This window comes from Agrococcus sp. BE272, assembly GCF_031457935.1.
Taxonomy (GTDB): domain Bacteria; phylum Actinomycetota; class Actinomycetes; order Actinomycetales; family Microbacteriaceae; genus Agrococcus; species Agrococcus sediminis.
Map to the genome: position 1 here is coordinate 996,180 of NZ_JAVDXL010000001.1, position 15,174 is coordinate 1,011,353.

The window sequence follows — 15,174 nt, forward strand, 5'->3', positions numbered from 1 at the left end:
CCTCGGAGACCGACGATGACTGACGAGACCCCCACCGCCGAGCCCTTCGACCGCGACGCCCCCAACCACGGCGCGATCGAGCAGGTCGACCTGCAGCTCGAGATGCAGCGGTCGTACCTCGACTACGCGATGAGCGTCATCGTCGGGCGCGCGCTGCCCGAGGTGCGCGACGGCCTGAAGCCGGTGCACCGCCGCGTGCTCTACGCGATGTACGACGGCGGCTACCGCCCCGACAAGGCGTTCTCGAAGTGCTCGCGCGTCGTCGGCGACGTCATGGGGCAGTTCCACCCGCACGGCGACTCGGCCATCTACGACGCGCTCGTGCGCCTCGTGCAGCCCTGGAGCCTCCGCTACCCGCTCGCGCTCGGCCAGGGCAACTTCGGCTCCGCCGGCGACGACGAGGCGGCCGCCCCCCGGTACACCGAGACGAAGATGTCGCAGCTCGCCATGGAGATGGTGCGCGACATCGACGAGGACACCGTCGACTTCCAGGACAACTACGACGGCCGCACGCAGGAGCCGTCCGTCCTGCCCGCCCGGTTCCCCAACCTGCTCGTCAACGGTTCGGTCGGCATCGCCGTCGGCATGGCCACGAACATCCCGCCCCACAACCTCCGCGAGGTCGCCGACGGCGCGATCTGGCACCTCGAGCACCCGGATGCGTCGAGGGAGGAGCTGCAAGCGGCGCTCGTCGCGCGCATCCACGGCCCCGACTTCCCGACGGGCGCGCAGATCCTCGGCACCCGCGGCATCCAGGAGGCGTACCGCACCGGTCGCGGCTCGATCACGATGCGCGCGGTCGTCACGGTCGAGGAGGTCCAGGGCCGCACCGCGCTCGTCGTCACCGAGCTGCCGTACCAGGTGAACCCCGACCGCCTCGCGGTGCGCATCGCCGACCTCGTGAAGGACGGCAAGCTGCAGGGCATCGCGAACCTCGAGGACCAGACCTCGGGCCGCACCGGCCAGCGCCTCGTCATCACGCTCAAGCGCGACGCGGTCGCGAAGGTCGTGCTCAACAACCTCTACAAGCACACGCAGCTGCAGGAGAACTTCGGCGCGAACATGCTCGCGATCGTCGACGGCGTGCCGCGCACGCTGCCGATCGACGGCTTCATCACGCACTGGGCCGACCACCAGGTCGAGGTCATCGTGCGTCGCACGCAGTTCCGCCTCGCCAAGGCCGAGGACCGCATGCACATCCTGCGCGGCTACCTCAAGGCGCTCGACGCGCTCGACGACGTGATCGCGCTCATCCGCCGCTCGCCGACGCCCGACGAGGCGCGCACGGGACTCATGGAGCTGCTCGAGATCGACAAGCGGCAGGCCGACGCCATCCTCGAGCTGCAGCTGCGCCGGCTCGCCGCGCTCGAGCGCCAGAAGATCCACGACGAGGCCGACGAGCTCGAGCGCCAGATCACCGACTTCCGCGACATCCTCGCCAAGCCCGAGCGCCAGCGCTCGATCATCGTCGACGAGCTCACCGAGATCGTCGCGAAGTTCGGCGACGACCGCCGCACCGAGATCATGCACGGCTACGACGGCGACGTGTCGATGGAGGACCTCATCCCCGAGGAGCAGGTCGTGGTGAGCCTCACGACCGGCGGCTACATCAAGCGCACCCGCATCGACCAGTACCGCGCGCAGCACCGCGGCGGCAAGGGCGTGCGCGGCGCGCAGCTGCGCAGCGACGACGTCGTCGAGCACTTCAGCGTCAACTCGACGCACGACTGGATGCTGTTCTTCACGAACCGCGGACGCGTCTACCGGATGAAGGCGTACGAGATCGCCGAGGCCGGCCGCGACGCGAAGGGGCAGCACGTCGCCAACCTGCTCGCGTTCCAGCCCGACGAGCAGGTGCAGACGGTGCTCACGCTGCGCGACTACCAGCAGGCCGAGTACCTCGTGCTCGCGACGCAGCAGGGGCAGGTGAAGAAGACGCGCCTCGAGCTGTACGACACGAACCGCACCGGCGGCATCATCGCGATCAACCTCGCCGACGACGACCGCCTCATCTCGGCGATGCTCGCGAACTCCGACGACGAGATCCTCGTGGTGACGACGCTCGGCCGCGCGGCCCGCTTCGCCGCCACCGACGAGGCGCTGCGGCCCATGGGCCGCGCCACCGGCGGCGTGCGCGGCATCCGCCTGCGCGACGACGACCAGGCGCTCGCCGCCATGGTGATCGGCGAGGAGGGCTACGTCTTCGTCGTCACCGAGCAGGGCTTCGGCAAGAAGACGAAGGTCGCCGACTACCCGACGAAGGGCCGCGGCACGCAGGGCGTGCTCACCTTCGCCTCCGGCGACCACGACCGCGGCACGCTCGTCGGCGCGACGATCGTGCACGACGGCGACGAGCTGCTGCTCATCCGCACCTCCGGCAAGGTCATCCGCTCGAGCGTCGACGAGGTCGAGGCACGGGGCCGCACCACGATGGGCGTGCAGTTCGCCGAGAAGTCGGCCACCGACCTGGTGATCTCGATCGCCCGCAACGTCGAGCGCGACGTCGAGGAGGAGGTCGCCGAGGCCGCCCCGACGGCCGCCGCCGACGCATCCGCCGCCGAGGCGTCGACCGCGGCCGCGGAGGCGGAGGGCGCTATCGTGGACGCCACGGACCCGGCAGACGCCGACCGCACGGACGACGTCACCGAGGAGACCGACGAATGAGCATCGCCGAGAAGCTGCAGAGCAAGTCGCCTCGCCGCAGCGGATCGAGCAAGCAGGTGCGCCTGCGGCTCGTGCACATCGACTTCTGGTCGGCGATGAAGGTGTCGGCCGTGCTGGGCCTCGTGCTCGGCATCGTGCAGCTCGTCGTCACCTTCGTGGTGTGGACGCTGCTGCAGATCGTCGGCCTGTTCGGCAAGGTCGACGAGGTGATGCGCGACATCCTCGCCGACCCCGACTTCGCGATCACGTCGCTGCTGTCGCTGCCGCAGGTGATGATGTTCACGCTGCTCGTCGCGGTGCTGAACTTCGTCGTCATCACGGTGCTGGGCGCGGTCATCGCCGTGCTCTACAACCTGTCGGTGCGCCTCACGGGCGGCCTGCAGGTCGGCTTCGCCAACCAGTAGGCCGGCTCGTCGCGGGCATCGACCCGACCGGGTCCTGCGGGCCCTGCGGGTCTGGTAGAGTCGATGCTTGTGCTCGGGGCTATAGCTCAGGCGGTTAGAGCGCTTCGCTGATAACGAAGAGGTCCATGGTTCGAGTCCATGTAGCCCCACCACGCACGACTCCCACGGCCGTCACGGCCACGGGGCCTTAGCTCAGTTGGTAGAGCGCCTGCTTTGCAAGCAGGATGTCGGGAGTTCGATTCTCCCAGGCTCCACGATCAGCCCCGCTCCGGCGGGGCTCTCGTCGTCTCCGGCCCCGCGCCCCCGCCGCCCTCTTCCTCTCCCCCGCTTCGGTCGATGCAGAGCGAGTGCTTGTGGACAGTCGCGGAGGTGCAGGTGGTCTCGTGACGCGTGCCGCCTGCGGCGGCGCGCTCCTCGACCAAGGGGGTTGGCGCGACGCGGTCCTCGACCAGGCGGGGACGGCGGGTGGTCTCGTGACGCGTGCCGCCTGCGGCGGCGCGCTCCTCGACCAAGTGGGAGGGGGCGGCGGGCGGATGCGAGGATGGAGGCGATGGACGAGCGGAAGGACTGGCGGCAGCGCATCGCGCGCGCGATCCGCACCGACCCGGCATCGCGACCCATGACCGAGGCGCTCCTCACGATCGACGAGGTGCACGCGCGGAAGGTCATCGACCTCGCGATGCGGATCGCCGAGGCGCTCACGGCCGTCGGCGCATCCGCCAACGACGTCACGCTCGCCACCGCCCGCGTCGCCGCGGCGCTCGGCATCAAGCCGGTGCACGTCGACGTCACCTACAACTCGATCGGCGTCTCGTACCACCGCAACCACGACGACCTGCCGATCACGCTGCTGCGGGTCGTGCGCGCGCCGGTGCCCGACCACGCCAAGCTGCAGCGCCTGCAGGCGCTCGTCGTCGAGATCGAGCACGGCCTCGAGCTCGAGCAGGCCCGCTCCCGCTTCCACGCGATCCGTCGCACGCCCTTCATGTACCGGCCCACGTTCGTCGTGCTCGCGCAGGGGATGCTCGCGGTCGGCGTGTGCGTGCTGTTCGGGGCGTCGTGGCTCATCGCCGCGATCGCCTTCCTCGCGTCGTGCGCCGCCGCGGTCGCCCAGCGCGGCATGGCGAGGCTCCGCGTGCCGTTCTTCTTCTCGCAGATGGTCGGCGCGCTGGTCGTCACGGCGGCGGCCGCCGCGACCGGCGCGCTGTCGGAGCTCGGCGTGCCGATGCTCGAGGGCGTGCGGCCGTCGATCATCGTCGCGGCCGGCATCGTCCTCATGCTCGCCGGGCTCTCGGTGGTCGGCGCCGCCCAGGACGCGATCGACGGCTTCGCGCTCACCGCCGGCGGGCGCATCCTCGAGCTCGTCATGGCCACGCTCGGCGTCGTGCTCGGCATCCTCGGCGGCCTCTCGCTCGCGAGCTCGCTCGGCGCGGGCTTCGTGCTGACGAGCGACGCCCCCGCGCTCGGCACCCTGCCGCTGCAGTTCAGCGGCGCGGTGATCATCGCGATCGCGGTCGCGGTCATGAACGGCGCCGGCCTGCGCACGACGCTCGTGAGCGCCGTGCTCGGCACGATCGCCTGGCTCGGCTACTCGGCCGGCACGGCGGGCGGGCTCGACGTCGCCGTCGCGAGCGGCCTCGGCGCGCTCATCGCGAGCTTCGTCGGCATCCTCATCGCCCACCGCCTCCACGTGCCGTCGATCGCCGTCACCACCGCCGCGATCGTGCCGCTCGTGCCCGGGTACGCGGTCTTCCGCGGCCTGCTCGAGCTCGTCGAGACCGACGGCTCGCCCACGAGCCTCATCATCGGCTTCGCGACCCTCATCGGCGCCGGCGCGATCGGCATCGCCCTCGCCTCCGGCGCGTCGCTCGGGCTCTTCCTCGGCGCGCCCTTCCGCGACACGGTCGAGAGCGTGATGCGCGGCAGGGGCCGCGCCCGCTGATCCGGGCGCGCGCGCAGGCCCCCCGGCTACGGTGGGAGCGGCTGCTGCCGGCGCCTGCCGCAGCGGGGAGGTGACGATGCAGCGCGAGCCCGACGGCGGCACCGACGAGGTCGGCGCGCTGCCCCGCACCCGATCGATCAGCCGCTGGGACCGGCTGTGGCGCCCGTTCTGGGTGCTGCCGATGGTGATCGTGGTCGCCGCGGTGCTCGCCGGCTACCTCGTGCCCGAGCTCGACCGGCTCGCGGCGGACGAGCTGCCCTACGTCTTCCCGGGCGGACCGAACGGCGCGCGCGACATGCTCGGCACGATCGCCGGCGCCATGATCTCGGTCACCGGCCTCGTCTTCTCGATCACCATGGTGGTCGTGCAGCTGGCGAGCAGCCAGTACAGCCCCCGCATCCTCGGCGACTTCCTCGCGAGCCGCACGACGCAGGTGACGCTCGGCATCTTCGCCGCGAGCTTCACGTACGCGCTCACGGTGCTGCGCTCGGTGATCGGGGAGTCGGGCGAGGGCGGCGCGTTCGTGCCCCAGCTGGCGGTGACGCTCGGCTTCCTCCTCGTGCTCGCGAGCGTCGGCATGTTCCTCGCGTTCATCCACCACATCACGCGGTCGATCCAGGTCTCCTCGATCGTGTCGAGCCTGGGCGACGACACGCTCGACGTCGTGCGGCGGTACTTCCCGGAGCCCTCGGCGCCGGGCGCCCGGCTCGGCACGGTCCGCTGGGATGGCGAGGAGGGCCTCGAGCCGCAGACCGTCGCGGCCGAGGAGCACGGCGCGGTGGTCGAGCTCGACCACCGCGGGCTCGTGGCGCACGCCGCGGAGCACGACCTCGTGCTCGAGGTGCTGCTGCAGGTCGGCGACGCGGTGCCCGAGGGCCTGCCCGCGCTGCGCGTCTGGCGACCCGTCGGCTCGCCGCCGCTCGACGACGAGCGCCTCGCGCCCATCCGCCGCCTCGTGGCCGTCGAGCAGGATCGCGTGCTCAACCAGGATCCGGCGCTCGGCATCCGCAAGCTCGTCGACATCGCCGAGCGCGCGCTCTCGCCCGGCATCAACGATCCGACGACCGCGGTGCAGGTGCTCGACGAGCTGCACCGCATCCTCCGCCTCACCGTCACGCGGGCAGAGCTGCCCGCCCTCGTGTCGCGCGACGGCAGGCTGCGCCTGGTGCACCGGCCGCAGCGCGTCGAGCAGCTCATCGACCTCGCCATCGGCGAGCCGCTCCACTACGGCGAGGGGTCGCTGCAGGTGCCGCGACGCATCGCGGCCATGGTCGACGACCTCCGGGCGGTCGCGCTCGCCGAGCACCGACCGGCGCTCGAGCGGTGGGCGAGGCGGGCGGATGCGGTGGTGCGGACGCAGGAAGCGCGGCACGCGGGCGACGCGCAGGCGCAGCCGGGGGACGCCCCTTAGGGTTCACCGTTTCGCATCCGGCTCGCATCCCGAGTACCGTTGTCGGGGCCTCCGTGCGTCGACATCGACGTTCCGGGGGCATTTGACAGCGATGCGTGAAGCGATTCGAGGCACATGAGCGAGCAGACGACACCCGGCACCGACACCAGCACCAGCGCTCCTCCTGCCGACGGCTTCACCCACCACCCGGCGCTCGACATCCCGCCGCTGCCGGTCGAGGACGCGGAGCGCAAGCCGCTCGACCGGATCGTCTTCGGGATCGCCGCCGCCGTCGCGCTCGCCTTCGTGCTCTGGGGAACCCTCGGCACCGCGTCGCTCGGCACGGCCGCCGGCGCGGGCGTCGACTGGGTCGTGCACAACACGGGCTGGCTCTTCGCGCTCGCCGCATCGGGCTTCGTCGTCTTCATCGTCTGGATCGCCGCGAGCCGCTTCGGCCGCATCCCGCTCGGCGACGACGGCGAGGACCCGGAGTTCTCGACGATGTCGTGGATCGCGATGATGTTCTCGGCGGGCATGGGCATCGGCCTCGTCTTCTACGGCGTCACCGAACCGGTGAGCCACCTCGTCACGCCGCCGCCCGGCACCGGCGGCGGCGACGACGCCGAGGCCGTGCGCACGGCCATGGCGACGACGATGTTCCACTGGTCGCTGCACCCGTGGGCGATCTACGCCGTCGTCGGCCTCGCGCTCGCCTACACCGGCTTCCGCAAGCGCCGGCCGCTGCTCATCTCGTCGGCGTTCACCGCGCTCGTCGGCAAGCGCACCGTCGAGGGACCGGTCGGCCGCGCGATCGACATCTTCGCCATCTTCGCGACCCTCTTCGGCTCGGCGACCTCGCTCGGCCTCGGCGCGCTGCAGATCGGCTCGGGCCTCGAGCTCGTCGCCGGCATCGGCGGGGTCGGCAACGGCGTGATCATCGGCATCATCGCGATCCTCACCGCCCTCTTCGTCGTCTCGGCCGTGTCGGGCATCTCGCGCGGCATCAAGTGGCTGTCGAACACCAACATGGTCCTCGCCGGCGTGCTCGCGCTGTTCGTGCTCGTCGTCGGCCCCACCGTCTTCATCCTCAACCTGCTGCCCACGACCATCGGCGCCTACTTCGAGCAGCTCGCCGTCATGTCGGCGCGCACCGAGGCCGCCGGCGGCGAGGCCGTCGCCGCGTGGCTGTCGGGCTGGACGATCTTCTACTGGGCCTGGTGGGTGAGCTGGACGCCGTTCGTCGGCATGTTCATCGCGCGCATCTCGCGCGGCCGCACCATCCGCCAGTTCGTCACCGGCGTGCTCGTCGTGCCCTCGCTCGTCTCGCTCGTGTGGTTCGCGATCTTCGGCGGGCTCGGCATCGACCTCGAGCGCGCGGGCATCGACCTCGGCAGCTCCGGCACGCCCGAGGCGACGCTCTTCATGGCGCTCGGCGAGCTGCCGCTCGCGCAGATCACGGCGATCGTCGTCATGGTGCTCGTCGCGATCTTCTTCGTGTCGGGCGCCGACGCGGCCTCGATCGTGATGGGCACCCTCTCGCATCGCGGCTCGCTGCGGCCGAGCCGCGCATCCGTCGTCTTCTGGGGCGTCGCGACCGGCGCCGTCGCCGCCATCATGCTGCTGCTCGGCGGCGAGGACGCGCTGGCCGGCCTGCAGCAGGTGACGATCATCGCGGCACTGCCGTTCGTCGTCATCATGGTCGGCCTCGCCGTCGCTCTCACGCGCGACCTCTCGCAGGACCCGGTCGTCGTGCGCCGCGCCTACGCGGTCGCGGCGGTCGAGCAGGCGGTCGTCGCGGGCGTCACCGAGCACGGCGACGACTTCCAGCTGACCGTCGAGCAGACCGCGCCCGGCGAGGGCGTCGGCGAGCTCGTGCCCACGCAGCCCGTCGACCCCGCCGCGCTCCCGTCGACCGAGGCGCCGAGCGCCCGCTCCGAGGACGACGAGGCGGCGGATGCGCCGGTCGCCGAGCCGGCGGACGGTCGCGCCGACGCGGCGGCCCGGCCCGAGGAGCCGCCCCGGCCGTAGGATGGCGCAATGCGCATGCGAGTGGCCGCCTACGCCCTCATCACGAGGGGCGAGGGCGACGGCGCGCAGATCCTGCTGCCGCACTGGCGCGAGGGCGGCATGTCGGGCTGGACGCTGCCGGGCGGCGGCGTCGAGCCGGGGGAGCACCCGGCCGACGGCGCCGTGCGGGAGGTCAAGGAGGAGACCGGCTACGACGTGCGGCTCGTGAGCCTGCTCGGCGTCGACTCCGCCGTGCTCTCGAGCGCCGCGCGCGGCGACGAGCTGCAGGCGCTGCGCATCCTCTACCGCGCCGAGATCATCGGCGGCGAGCTCGCCGTCGAGGTGGGCGGCACGACCGACGACGTCGCGTGGCACGCGCTCGCGGATGTGCCGGAGCTGCGGCACGTGCACGCCGTCGACTGGGCGCTGCGCCACCTCGGCGACGCCGGATCGCCGCTGCGCTGATGCCCGCCATGCCCCCGCTGGTCGTGCTCGGCCTCGCCCTCATGGCGGCGAGCGTCGTCATCAGCGGCATCGACATCGTGCGCACGATGCGCTCCGGGCGGGAGCCAGAGCGGCGGCTGCGCGCCTTCCTGCTCGCGGCCGGCGTGCTCATCGCCGGCGGCATCCTCGTGGTCGTCGGCTCGACCCTGGGCTGAGCCGGCGGAGCACGCCGGGCTCGCGCCAGCACGCAGCAGGGGCCCCGCCTCGCGGCGGAGCCCCTGCTGTCGAGCGTCGGATCAGGCCTGCGGCGAGCCGGCCTCCGGGCCCTCGGCGAGGCCGCCGGAGGGCTGGTCGACCGGGCGCGGCGGCGCGTCGATCGCCGAGTCGTCGGCGTCGGGGATCCAGAGGTCGTCGTCGGCGCGGAGCGTCTGCCAGGCGGCGTAGGCCGCGCTCGCGACCGCCACGGCGCCGGCGCCGATGAGGAGCCACTGCCAGGCGTTGGGACCGCTCTTGGCGGCGTGCGCGGGCGAGACCTCGGGCACCGTCGTGTAGCGGCGCACGCTGTCGATGGCGTCCTTCACGCGGTCGTCCTTCGCGATCTGCGCCATGGCCGCGAACGAGCCGAGGCCCGATGCGATGGCCGGCACGACCGACGAGTTCCAGCCCCGCGTGGCGCGGGAGAGCGTGTTGCGGCCCGCGTCGACGCCGCGGTGCACGTAGCGCTCGGCGGTCGGACGCAGCGACTCGTTGCCGTAGGCGCGAGCGGCCTCGCGGGCCTCGCGGGCGATCTCGGCGGCGTGGTGGTTCACCACGCGCTGCTCGGCCCAGAGCTTGTCGGCCTGCTTGCGGAGCTTCTTCACCTGCTTCGCGCGCTTGCGCGAGAGTTCGAGCGACATATCCGTCCTTCCGTGGGGAGAGCCTGCGGCTGATCATTGCAGGTTTTCCTGGACGCGTCACCCAGCGGACGAGCGGTTTCGCTGTCGTCGAACCTGCCCCCTCCGACGGGCTCCGCAGGCCCTCGCTGTGGGAGGATCGAGGCATGGCTCACCACACTGCTGTCGCGACGATCCGCACGAACCTCGGCGAGATCAAGGTCAACCTCCTCGGCGACCACGCCCCCAAGACGGTGCAGAACTTCGTCGAGCTCGCCACCGGTGCTCGCGAGTGGACGCACCCCGGCACCGGCAAGACCTCGACCGACCCGCTCTACGACGGCGTCGTCTTCCACCGCATCATCCCCGACTTCATGATCCAGGGCGGCGACCCGCTCGGTCAGGGCGTCGGCGGCCCCGGCTACCAGTTCGACGACGAGATCCACCCCGAGCTCGACTTCAACGCCCCGTACGTGCTCGCCATGGCAAACGCCGGCATCCAGGGCGGCCGCGGCACGAACGGCTCGCAGTTCTTCATCACGACCGTCGCGACCCCGTGGCTCAAGGGCAAGCACACGATCTTCGGCCTCGTCGAGGACGAGGCGTCGCGCAAGGTCGTCGACGCGATCCAGGCCGTGCCCACCGACGGCCGCGACCGTCCGCTCGAGGACGTCGTGATCGAGTCCGTCGAGATCCAGCAGGCCTGACCCCAGGTGTCCGCCGCCCCGCCTGCCGATCGCTGCTACCGGCATCCTGATCGGCAGAGCTGGGTGCTCTGCCAGCGCTGCGGCCGCACCATCTGCGGCGAGTGCCAGCAGCAGGCGCCGGTCGGCGTGCACTGCCCCGAGTGCGTGCGCGAGCTGCGCGACGAGCAGCGCGCGCGCCTGCGCGAGACGCGCGTCGCCCACGGCGGCCCGCGCACCGCGATCGGGCAGCGCACCCGGCAGTGGCTCGCGCAGCCCGCGCCGGTGACGATCGCCATCGTCGCGGTCACCGCGCTCGTCGGCGTGCTGCAGATCCTGCCCGGCAACCTGTCGGGGCAGCTGATGTACTTCCTGCCCTACTCGCTCGTCGAGCCGTGGCGCTTCCTCACCTACGCGCTCGTGCACGCGGGGGTGCTGCACTTCGCCTTCAACATGATGATCCTGTGGATGGTGGGGCCGGCGATCGAGGAGCGCATCGGACGGCTGCCGTACCTCGCCGCGTACGTCGTGAGCGCGGCGGGGGCCGCGGTGGCCGTCGCGTGGTTCACGCCGGCCTCCGCCGTGGTCGGCGCCTCGGGCGCGATCTACGCGCTGTTCGGCATGGCGATCGGCATGCAGCGGATGCTCGGGCGGGTGCAGCCGGCGCTGCTCGTGCTCGTCGGCATCAACCTCGTGATCACCTTCGCGTTCGGCGGCATCTCGTGGCCGGCGCACGTCGGCGGCCTCGCGATCGGGCTCGCGCTCGGCTTCGGCATCGGCGCGGTGCATGCGCGGATGCGCGGCGACCGCACCACGCGCGCGGCCTGGCTCGTCATCGGCGGTGTCGCGCTCGTGCTCGCGGCGCTCTTCGCGGCTCGCGTCGCCGTGCTGTTCTGAGCGCAGTCCGGACGCCCCGTTCTCCACAGGTTTCTCCACACCTGGGGAGAACTACACCGGTGTGATTCGGTCGGCTACTTCCAGCGCGTGGTCATGATGAAGCCGATGAACATCACGCCGAAGCCGATCACGATGTTCCAGGAGCCCAGCTGCGGCAGCGGCAGCGTCGTGCCCGAGATGTAGTACACGATCACCCAGAGGAAGCCGACGAGCATGAAGCCGAACATGACCGGCTTGAACCAGACCGGGTTCCGCTGGTCGTCGTGCGGGGAGCGCTCCTTGCCCTTCGCGGACCGGCTCTTGGCGGCCGACGCCTTCTCGATGGACTTGTCGCTGCTCATGGCACCCAATGGTAATGCAGGCGCCGCCTAGGATTGAGCGGTGGCCAGGCAGCAGCGCGCGGAGGGTCGCCGCCCCCGGCGGCGCGCCTCGGCCGCGAGCGTGCTGGGCGAGCTGCTCGTGACCGCGGGGGTGCTCGCGCTCGGCTACGCCGGCTGGCAGCTGTGGCTCTCGGACGCCGTGCTCGGCGGGCAGCAGCAGGAGGCGGCGCGCAGCTTCGCCTCGCAGCTGGGGCCCGTCCAGCCCGGATCGCCCGATGCATCCGCCCCCGATGCGGCGCTCCGCACCGACGAGCCGCCGGCCGAGCCTGCCGCCGCCGACCGCGAGTCGTTCGCGGTGATGTACATCCCTCGGCTCGGCGGCTTCGAGCGCGTGATCGGCGAGGGCACGAGCCGCGCGGTGCTCGACTCGCTCGAGCAGGGGCTCGCGCACTACAGCGACTCGGCGCAGCCGGGGGAGCTGGGCAACTTCGCGGTCGCCGGGCACCGCAACGGCCAGGGCGGGCCGTTCACGCACCTCGACGAGCTGCGCGTCGGCGACCGCATCTACGTGCAGACCGCCGGCGCGTGGCACGTCTACGAGTTCCGCAACCACGAGTACGTGCCGCCGACCGCCGTCGAGGTCGTCGCCCCGGTGCCGCAGCAGCCCGAGACGCCCGCCGACGGGCGCTACCTCACGCTCACGACGTGCAACCCCGAGTGGTCGGCCGAGGGCCGGCTCATCGCCTACGCCACCTGGCTCGGGTGGCAGGAGGCCGAGGCCGGCATGCCCGCCGAGCTCGCCGCCAGCCTCGGGAGGGCATGATGTATGCAGCACTCTGGCGTGCGCTGCCCGGGCCCTGGCCCGTGCGGTTGCTGCTCGTGGCCGCGCTGCTCGCGGCCGTCGCCTGGTTCCTCGTCCTCCACGGCTACCCGTGGGTGATGCAGACCTTCTTCCCGACCCCGGACCCCACCATCACATGACTCGCATCCTCGTCGTCGACAACTTCGACAGCTTCGTCTACACCCTCGCCGGCTACCTCCAGGAGCTCGGCGCGGAGGTCTCGGTCGTGCGCAACGACGAGGTCGACGCGTCGACCATCCGCGACTGGGATGCCGTGCTGCTCTCGCCGGGCCCCGGCGCTCCGGCCGACGCGGGCGTCTCCATCCCGATGGTGCACGCCGCGATCGAGACCGGCACGCCGCTGCTGGGCGTCTGCCTCGGCCACCAGGCGATCGCCGAGGCGCTCGGCGGCGTGGTCACGCACGCGCCGCAGCTCATGCACGGCAAGACGAGCCTCGTCGAGCACGACGGCACGACGGTCTTCGAGGGCCTCCCGAGCCCGCTCACCGCGACCCGCTACCACTCGCTCGCGATCGTCGACGGCACGGTGCCGGATGCGCTGCGCGTCACCGCGCGGACGGTCCCGGATGCGCAGGCCGGCGTGATCATGGCGGTCGAGCACCGCGGTGCCCCCGTCTGGGGCGTGCAGTTCCACCCGGAGTCGGTGCTCACCGAGGGCGGCTACCGGATGCTGGGCAACTGGCTCGAGGCCGCGGGGCTCACCGGCGCGGCGCAGCTCGCCGAGGGCCGCGCGCCCCTCGTGACGCTCGCACCGCCGCCCGACCACGTGGCGTAGTGGGGGCAGTCGGGGTCGACCCCCGGGCTCGCGAGAGCGTCAGCCCTCGTCGCCGCCGCCGCCGCCGCCACCGCCGCCGCCACCGCCGTTGCCGGGGTTGGTCGGCTCGGGCTCCGGCTCGGGCTCTGGCTCCGGCTCGGGCTCCGGCTCCGGTGCGGGGGCCGGAGCGGGATCGGGCGCCGGCTGGCCGTTGCAGTAGAGCAGCGTGATGGTGCTGCCCTGCGGGTGGTCGCCGGGCGTGAGCGACTGCTCGACGACCTCGCCGCCCAGGCAGCGCGTCGTGAAGCGGCGGTCGACCGTGAGGCCGAGGGCGCTCATCTGGTCGGCGGCGCTCGAGATCGCCTGCCCCGTGACGTCGGGCACGGTCACGAGCCCGCTCGCGAGGACGATGTTGACGGTCGCGCCGCGCGAGACGTCGGTGCCGGCGCTCGGGTCGGTGCGCACGACGAGGTCGGCGGCGACGGTCGGCGCGTTCTCGCGCGTCACGGTGCCGACGGTGTACCCGGCCGCCTCGAGCGCCTGCCGCGCCTGCGCCTCGGTGAGGTTCGCGACGCTCAGCAGCGGCGAGGGCGGCGGGCCGTTCGAGACCACGACGGTGATCGCGGCGCCGGGGGAGAGCACGATGCCCGCGTCGGGATCCGTGCGCAGCACCGTGCCGGCCTCGGCGTCGTCGATCACGCGCCGCACCTCGGGCACGAGGTCAGCGCCCTCGACGGCGGCGACCGCCTCCGCCTCCTGCATGCCGGCGACGGCGGGCACGGTGGTGGAGAGCCCGGCGATCGGGATGCTGCCGCCCAGGCTAACGGCCCACGCGACGGCGCCCACGACGAGCACGGCGATGAGCGCGACGGCGCCCCAGAGCCAGGCCACGGGCGGACGGCGGTCGCGCCGCACCGCCGCGAGCTCGGCGGTCGTCTCGGCCTCGGGCTGCGGGTCGTCGGCGGCGAGCGCGGCGAACATCGTCGTCGCGGCCCCGATCTCGACCGGCGCGGTGTCGGTGCGCTCGAAGGGCACGAGCACGCCGGCGAGCGCGTCGTCGAGCGCCTGCTTGAACTCGGTGGCCGTCTGGAAGCGGTGCTCGCGGCGCTTCTCGAGCGCCTTCGCGACGATGGAGTCCATCTCGGGCGTGATGCCCGGGGTGATCGACGAGGTGGTCGGCGGCTCCTCGGCGACGTGCTGGTAGGCGACGCCGACCGCGGTGTCGGACTCGAACGGCGCGCGGCCGGTCAGCAGCTCGAAGAGGATCACGCCGGTGGAGTACAGGTCGGTGCGGGCATCGACCGACTCGCCGCGCGCCTGCTCGGGGGAGAAGTACTGGGCGGTGCCGAGGATGGTGCCGGTCTGCGCCACGTTGGCGCTCGTCTCGCTCACCGCACGGGCGATGCCGAAGTCCATCACCTTGATCTGGCCGCCGGGCGTCACCATGACGTTGCCCGGCTTGATGTCGCGGTGGACGATCCCGGCGCGGTGCGAGTACTCGAGGGCGGTGAGGATGCCCTTGGTGATGCGCACGGCCTCGGCCTCGGTGAGCGGGCCCTCGGCGATGATGTCCTTCACCATCCGGCCGTCGACGTACTCCATCACGATGTACGGCACGGCGGCGGGCTCGCCCTGGGCGTCGACCGCCGGCTCCTCGCCGGCGTCGAAGACGCGCACGACGGTGGGGTGCGACATCCGCGCCGCGGACTGCGCCTCCTGACGGAAGCGCGTGCGGAACTCCGGGTCGAGCGAGAGCTCAGGCTTCAGCAGCTTGACGGCCACCTGCCGGTCGAGCCGGGTGTCGCGGGCCTTGTGCACCTGCGCCATGCCGCCCTGGCCGATGAGCTCGCCGATCTCGTAGCGGTCGCCGAGGGTCCGCAGGGAGGCGATGATGCTGTCGGTCATCGCGGCTCCTTCCCTCGTGCATGCGTCAGG

At 72.3% G+C, this 15,174-nt stretch carries 15 protein-coding genes and 2 tRNA genes; 14 read left to right on the plus strand and 3 right to left on the minus strand.

What is annotated here, in order from left to right:
* Positions 1-15: 15 nt before the first annotated feature.
* The 9 genes from gyrA to J2X49_RS04890 all read left to right on the plus strand — a co-directional run bounded on the left by gyrA (position 16) and on the right by J2X49_RS04890 (position 9,066).
* Positions 16-2,664: a DNA gyrase subunit A gene (gene gyrA / locus J2X49_RS04850; RefSeq protein WP_310123212.1), complete on the plus strand. Its 2,649-nt coding sequence runs from the start codon at positions 16-18 to the stop codon at positions 2,662-2,664.
* On the plus strand, positions 2,661-3,068 hold the full coding sequence (locus tag J2X49_RS04855; protein WP_128190578.1) for a DUF3566 domain-containing protein: 408 nt from the start codon (positions 2,661-2,663) through the stop codon (positions 3,066-3,068). The genes gyrA and J2X49_RS04855 overlap by 4 nt, the downstream gene beginning before the upstream one ends.
* A gap of 75 nt (positions 3,069-3,143) precedes the next feature.
* Positions 3,144-3,220 (plus strand) — tRNA-Ile (locus J2X49_RS04860).
* 29 nt (positions 3,221-3,249) lie between these two features.
* A tRNA-Ala gene (locus J2X49_RS04865) sits at positions 3,250-3,322 on the plus strand.
* A 296-nt stretch (positions 3,323-3,618) separates the two neighbouring features.
* A complete protein-coding gene (locus tag J2X49_RS04870; protein WP_310123217.1) occupies positions 3,619-5,010 on the plus strand; it encodes a threonine/serine exporter family protein in 1,392 nt (463 codons plus the stop codon).
* A gap of 76 nt (positions 5,011-5,086) precedes the next feature.
* Positions 5,087-6,421, plus strand: a complete 1,335-nt coding sequence (locus J2X49_RS04875; protein ID WP_310123220.1) for a DUF2254 domain-containing protein — start codon at positions 5,087-5,089, stop codon at positions 6,419-6,421.
* Positions 6,422-6,535: 114 nt separating this feature from the next.
* Positions 6,536-8,428 carry a BCCT family transporter gene (locus tag J2X49_RS04880; RefSeq protein ID WP_310123223.1) on the plus strand — a complete coding sequence of 631 codons (1,893 nt, stop codon included), beginning with the start codon at positions 6,536-6,538 and terminating at the stop codon, positions 8,426-8,428.
* A gap of 9 nt (positions 8,429-8,437) precedes the next feature.
* Positions 8,438-8,872, plus strand: coding sequence for an NUDIX hydrolase (locus J2X49_RS04885; RefSeq protein ID WP_246992816.1), 435 nt, complete (start codon positions 8,438-8,440; stop codon positions 8,870-8,872).
* Positions 8,872-9,066, plus strand: a complete 195-nt coding sequence (locus J2X49_RS04890; RefSeq protein ID WP_128190395.1) for a hypothetical protein — start codon at positions 8,872-8,874, stop codon at positions 9,064-9,066. Before J2X49_RS04885 ends, J2X49_RS04890 begins: the two co-directional genes overlap by 1 nt.
* An 81-nt stretch (positions 9,067-9,147) precedes the next feature.
* On the opposite strand, the gene J2X49_RS04895 is transcribed toward J2X49_RS04890, so the two are convergent.
* Entirely contained in the window at positions 9,148-9,747 is a 600-nt protein-coding gene (locus tag J2X49_RS04895) for a hypothetical protein (protein ID WP_146354649.1), read from the minus strand.
* 143 nt (positions 9,748-9,890) lie between these two features.
* Here J2X49_RS04895 and J2X49_RS04900 point away from each other — a divergent pair, with 143 nt between their 5' ends.
* On the plus strand, positions 9,891-10,430 hold the full coding sequence (locus tag J2X49_RS04900) for a peptidylprolyl isomerase (protein WP_128190397.1): 540 nt from the start codon (positions 9,891-9,893) through the stop codon (positions 10,428-10,430).
* A gap of 63 nt (positions 10,431-10,493) precedes the next feature.
* The gene (locus J2X49_RS04905; protein WP_310123230.1) at positions 10,494-11,303 is read left to right on the plus strand and encodes a rhomboid family intramembrane serine protease; all 810 of its coding nucleotides are present in this window, start codon (positions 10,494-10,496) and stop codon (positions 11,301-11,303) included.
* A 74-nt stretch (positions 11,304-11,377) separates the two neighbouring features.
* Here the strand turns inward: J2X49_RS04905 and J2X49_RS04910 are convergent, their stop codons facing one another.
* Positions 11,378-11,644: a cell division protein CrgA gene (locus J2X49_RS04910; RefSeq protein ID WP_128190400.1), complete on the minus strand. Its 267-nt coding sequence runs from the start codon at positions 11,642-11,644 to the stop codon at positions 11,378-11,380.
* 40 nt (positions 11,645-11,684) lie between these two features.
* Here J2X49_RS04910 and J2X49_RS04915 point away from each other — a divergent pair, with 40 nt between their 5' ends.
* Genes J2X49_RS04915 through J2X49_RS04925 form a run of 3 tightly spaced genes read left to right on the plus strand, consistent with a single transcriptional unit; the run spans position 11,685 to position 13,260 of the window.
* Entirely contained in the window at positions 11,685-12,446 is a 762-nt protein-coding gene (locus J2X49_RS04915; RefSeq protein WP_310123232.1) for a class E sortase, read from the plus strand.
* A complete protein-coding gene (locus J2X49_RS04920) occupies positions 12,443-12,604 on the plus strand; it encodes a hypothetical protein (protein ID WP_164877232.1) in 162 nt (53 codons plus the stop codon). Before J2X49_RS04915 ends, J2X49_RS04920 begins: the two co-directional genes overlap by 4 nt.
* Positions 12,601-13,260, plus strand: a complete 660-nt coding sequence (locus J2X49_RS04925) for an aminodeoxychorismate/anthranilate synthase component II (RefSeq protein WP_128190710.1) — start codon at positions 12,601-12,603, stop codon at positions 13,258-13,260. Before J2X49_RS04920 ends, J2X49_RS04925 begins: the two co-directional genes overlap by 4 nt.
* A gap of 39 nt (positions 13,261-13,299) precedes the next feature.
* Here J2X49_RS04925 and pknB read toward each other — a convergent pair whose 3' ends face one another.
* Positions 13,300-15,144 (minus strand): Stk1 family PASTA domain-containing Ser/Thr kinase, encoded by a 1,845-nt coding sequence (gene pknB / locus J2X49_RS04930; RefSeq protein ID WP_310123239.1) that lies wholly within the window; start codon positions 15,142-15,144, stop codon positions 13,300-13,302.
* Positions 15,145-15,174 lie beyond the last annotated feature (30 nt).

Bases quoted from the DNA above. Each gene is read 5' to 3' on its own strand.
- gyrA (WP_310123212.1), top strand. From the start codon at position 16: ATGACTGACGAGACCCCCACCGCCGAGCCCTTCGACCGCGACGCCCCC.
- J2X49_RS04855 (WP_128190578.1), top strand. From the start codon at position 2,661: ATGAGCATCGCCGAGAAGCTGCAGAGCAAGTCGCCTCGCCGCAGCGGA.
- J2X49_RS04870 (WP_310123217.1), top strand. From the start codon at position 3,619: ATGGACGAGCGGAAGGACTGGCGGCAGCGCATCGCGCGCGCGATCCGC.
- J2X49_RS04875 (WP_310123220.1), top strand. From the start codon at position 5,087: ATGCAGCGCGAGCCCGACGGCGGCACCGACGAGGTCGGCGCGCTGCCC.
- J2X49_RS04880 (WP_310123223.1), top strand. From the start codon at position 6,536: ATGAGCGAGCAGACGACACCCGGCACCGACACCAGCACCAGCGCTCCT.
- J2X49_RS04885 (WP_246992816.1), top strand. From the start codon at position 8,438: ATGCGCATGCGAGTGGCCGCCTACGCCCTCATCACGAGGGGCGAGGGC.
- J2X49_RS04890 (WP_128190395.1), top strand. From the start codon at position 8,872: ATGCCCGCCATGCCCCCGCTGGTCGTGCTCGGCCTCGCCCTCATGGCG.
- J2X49_RS04895 (WP_146354649.1), bottom strand. From the start codon at position 9,747: ATGTCGCTCGAACTCTCGCGCAAGCGCGCGAAGCAGGTGAAGAAGCTC.
- J2X49_RS04900 (WP_128190397.1), top strand. From the start codon at position 9,891: ATGGCTCACCACACTGCTGTCGCGACGATCCGCACGAACCTCGGCGAG.
- J2X49_RS04910 (WP_128190400.1), bottom strand. From the start codon at position 11,644: ATGAGCAGCGACAAGTCCATCGAGAAGGCGTCGGCCGCCAAGAGCCGG.
- J2X49_RS04920 (WP_164877232.1), top strand. From the start codon at position 12,443: ATGATGTATGCAGCACTCTGGCGTGCGCTGCCCGGGCCCTGGCCCGTG.
- J2X49_RS04925 (WP_128190710.1), top strand. From the start codon at position 12,601: ATGACTCGCATCCTCGTCGTCGACAACTTCGACAGCTTCGTCTACACC.
- pknB (WP_310123239.1), bottom strand. From the start codon at position 15,144: ATGACCGACAGCATCATCGCCTCCCTGCGGACCCTCGGCGACCGCTAC.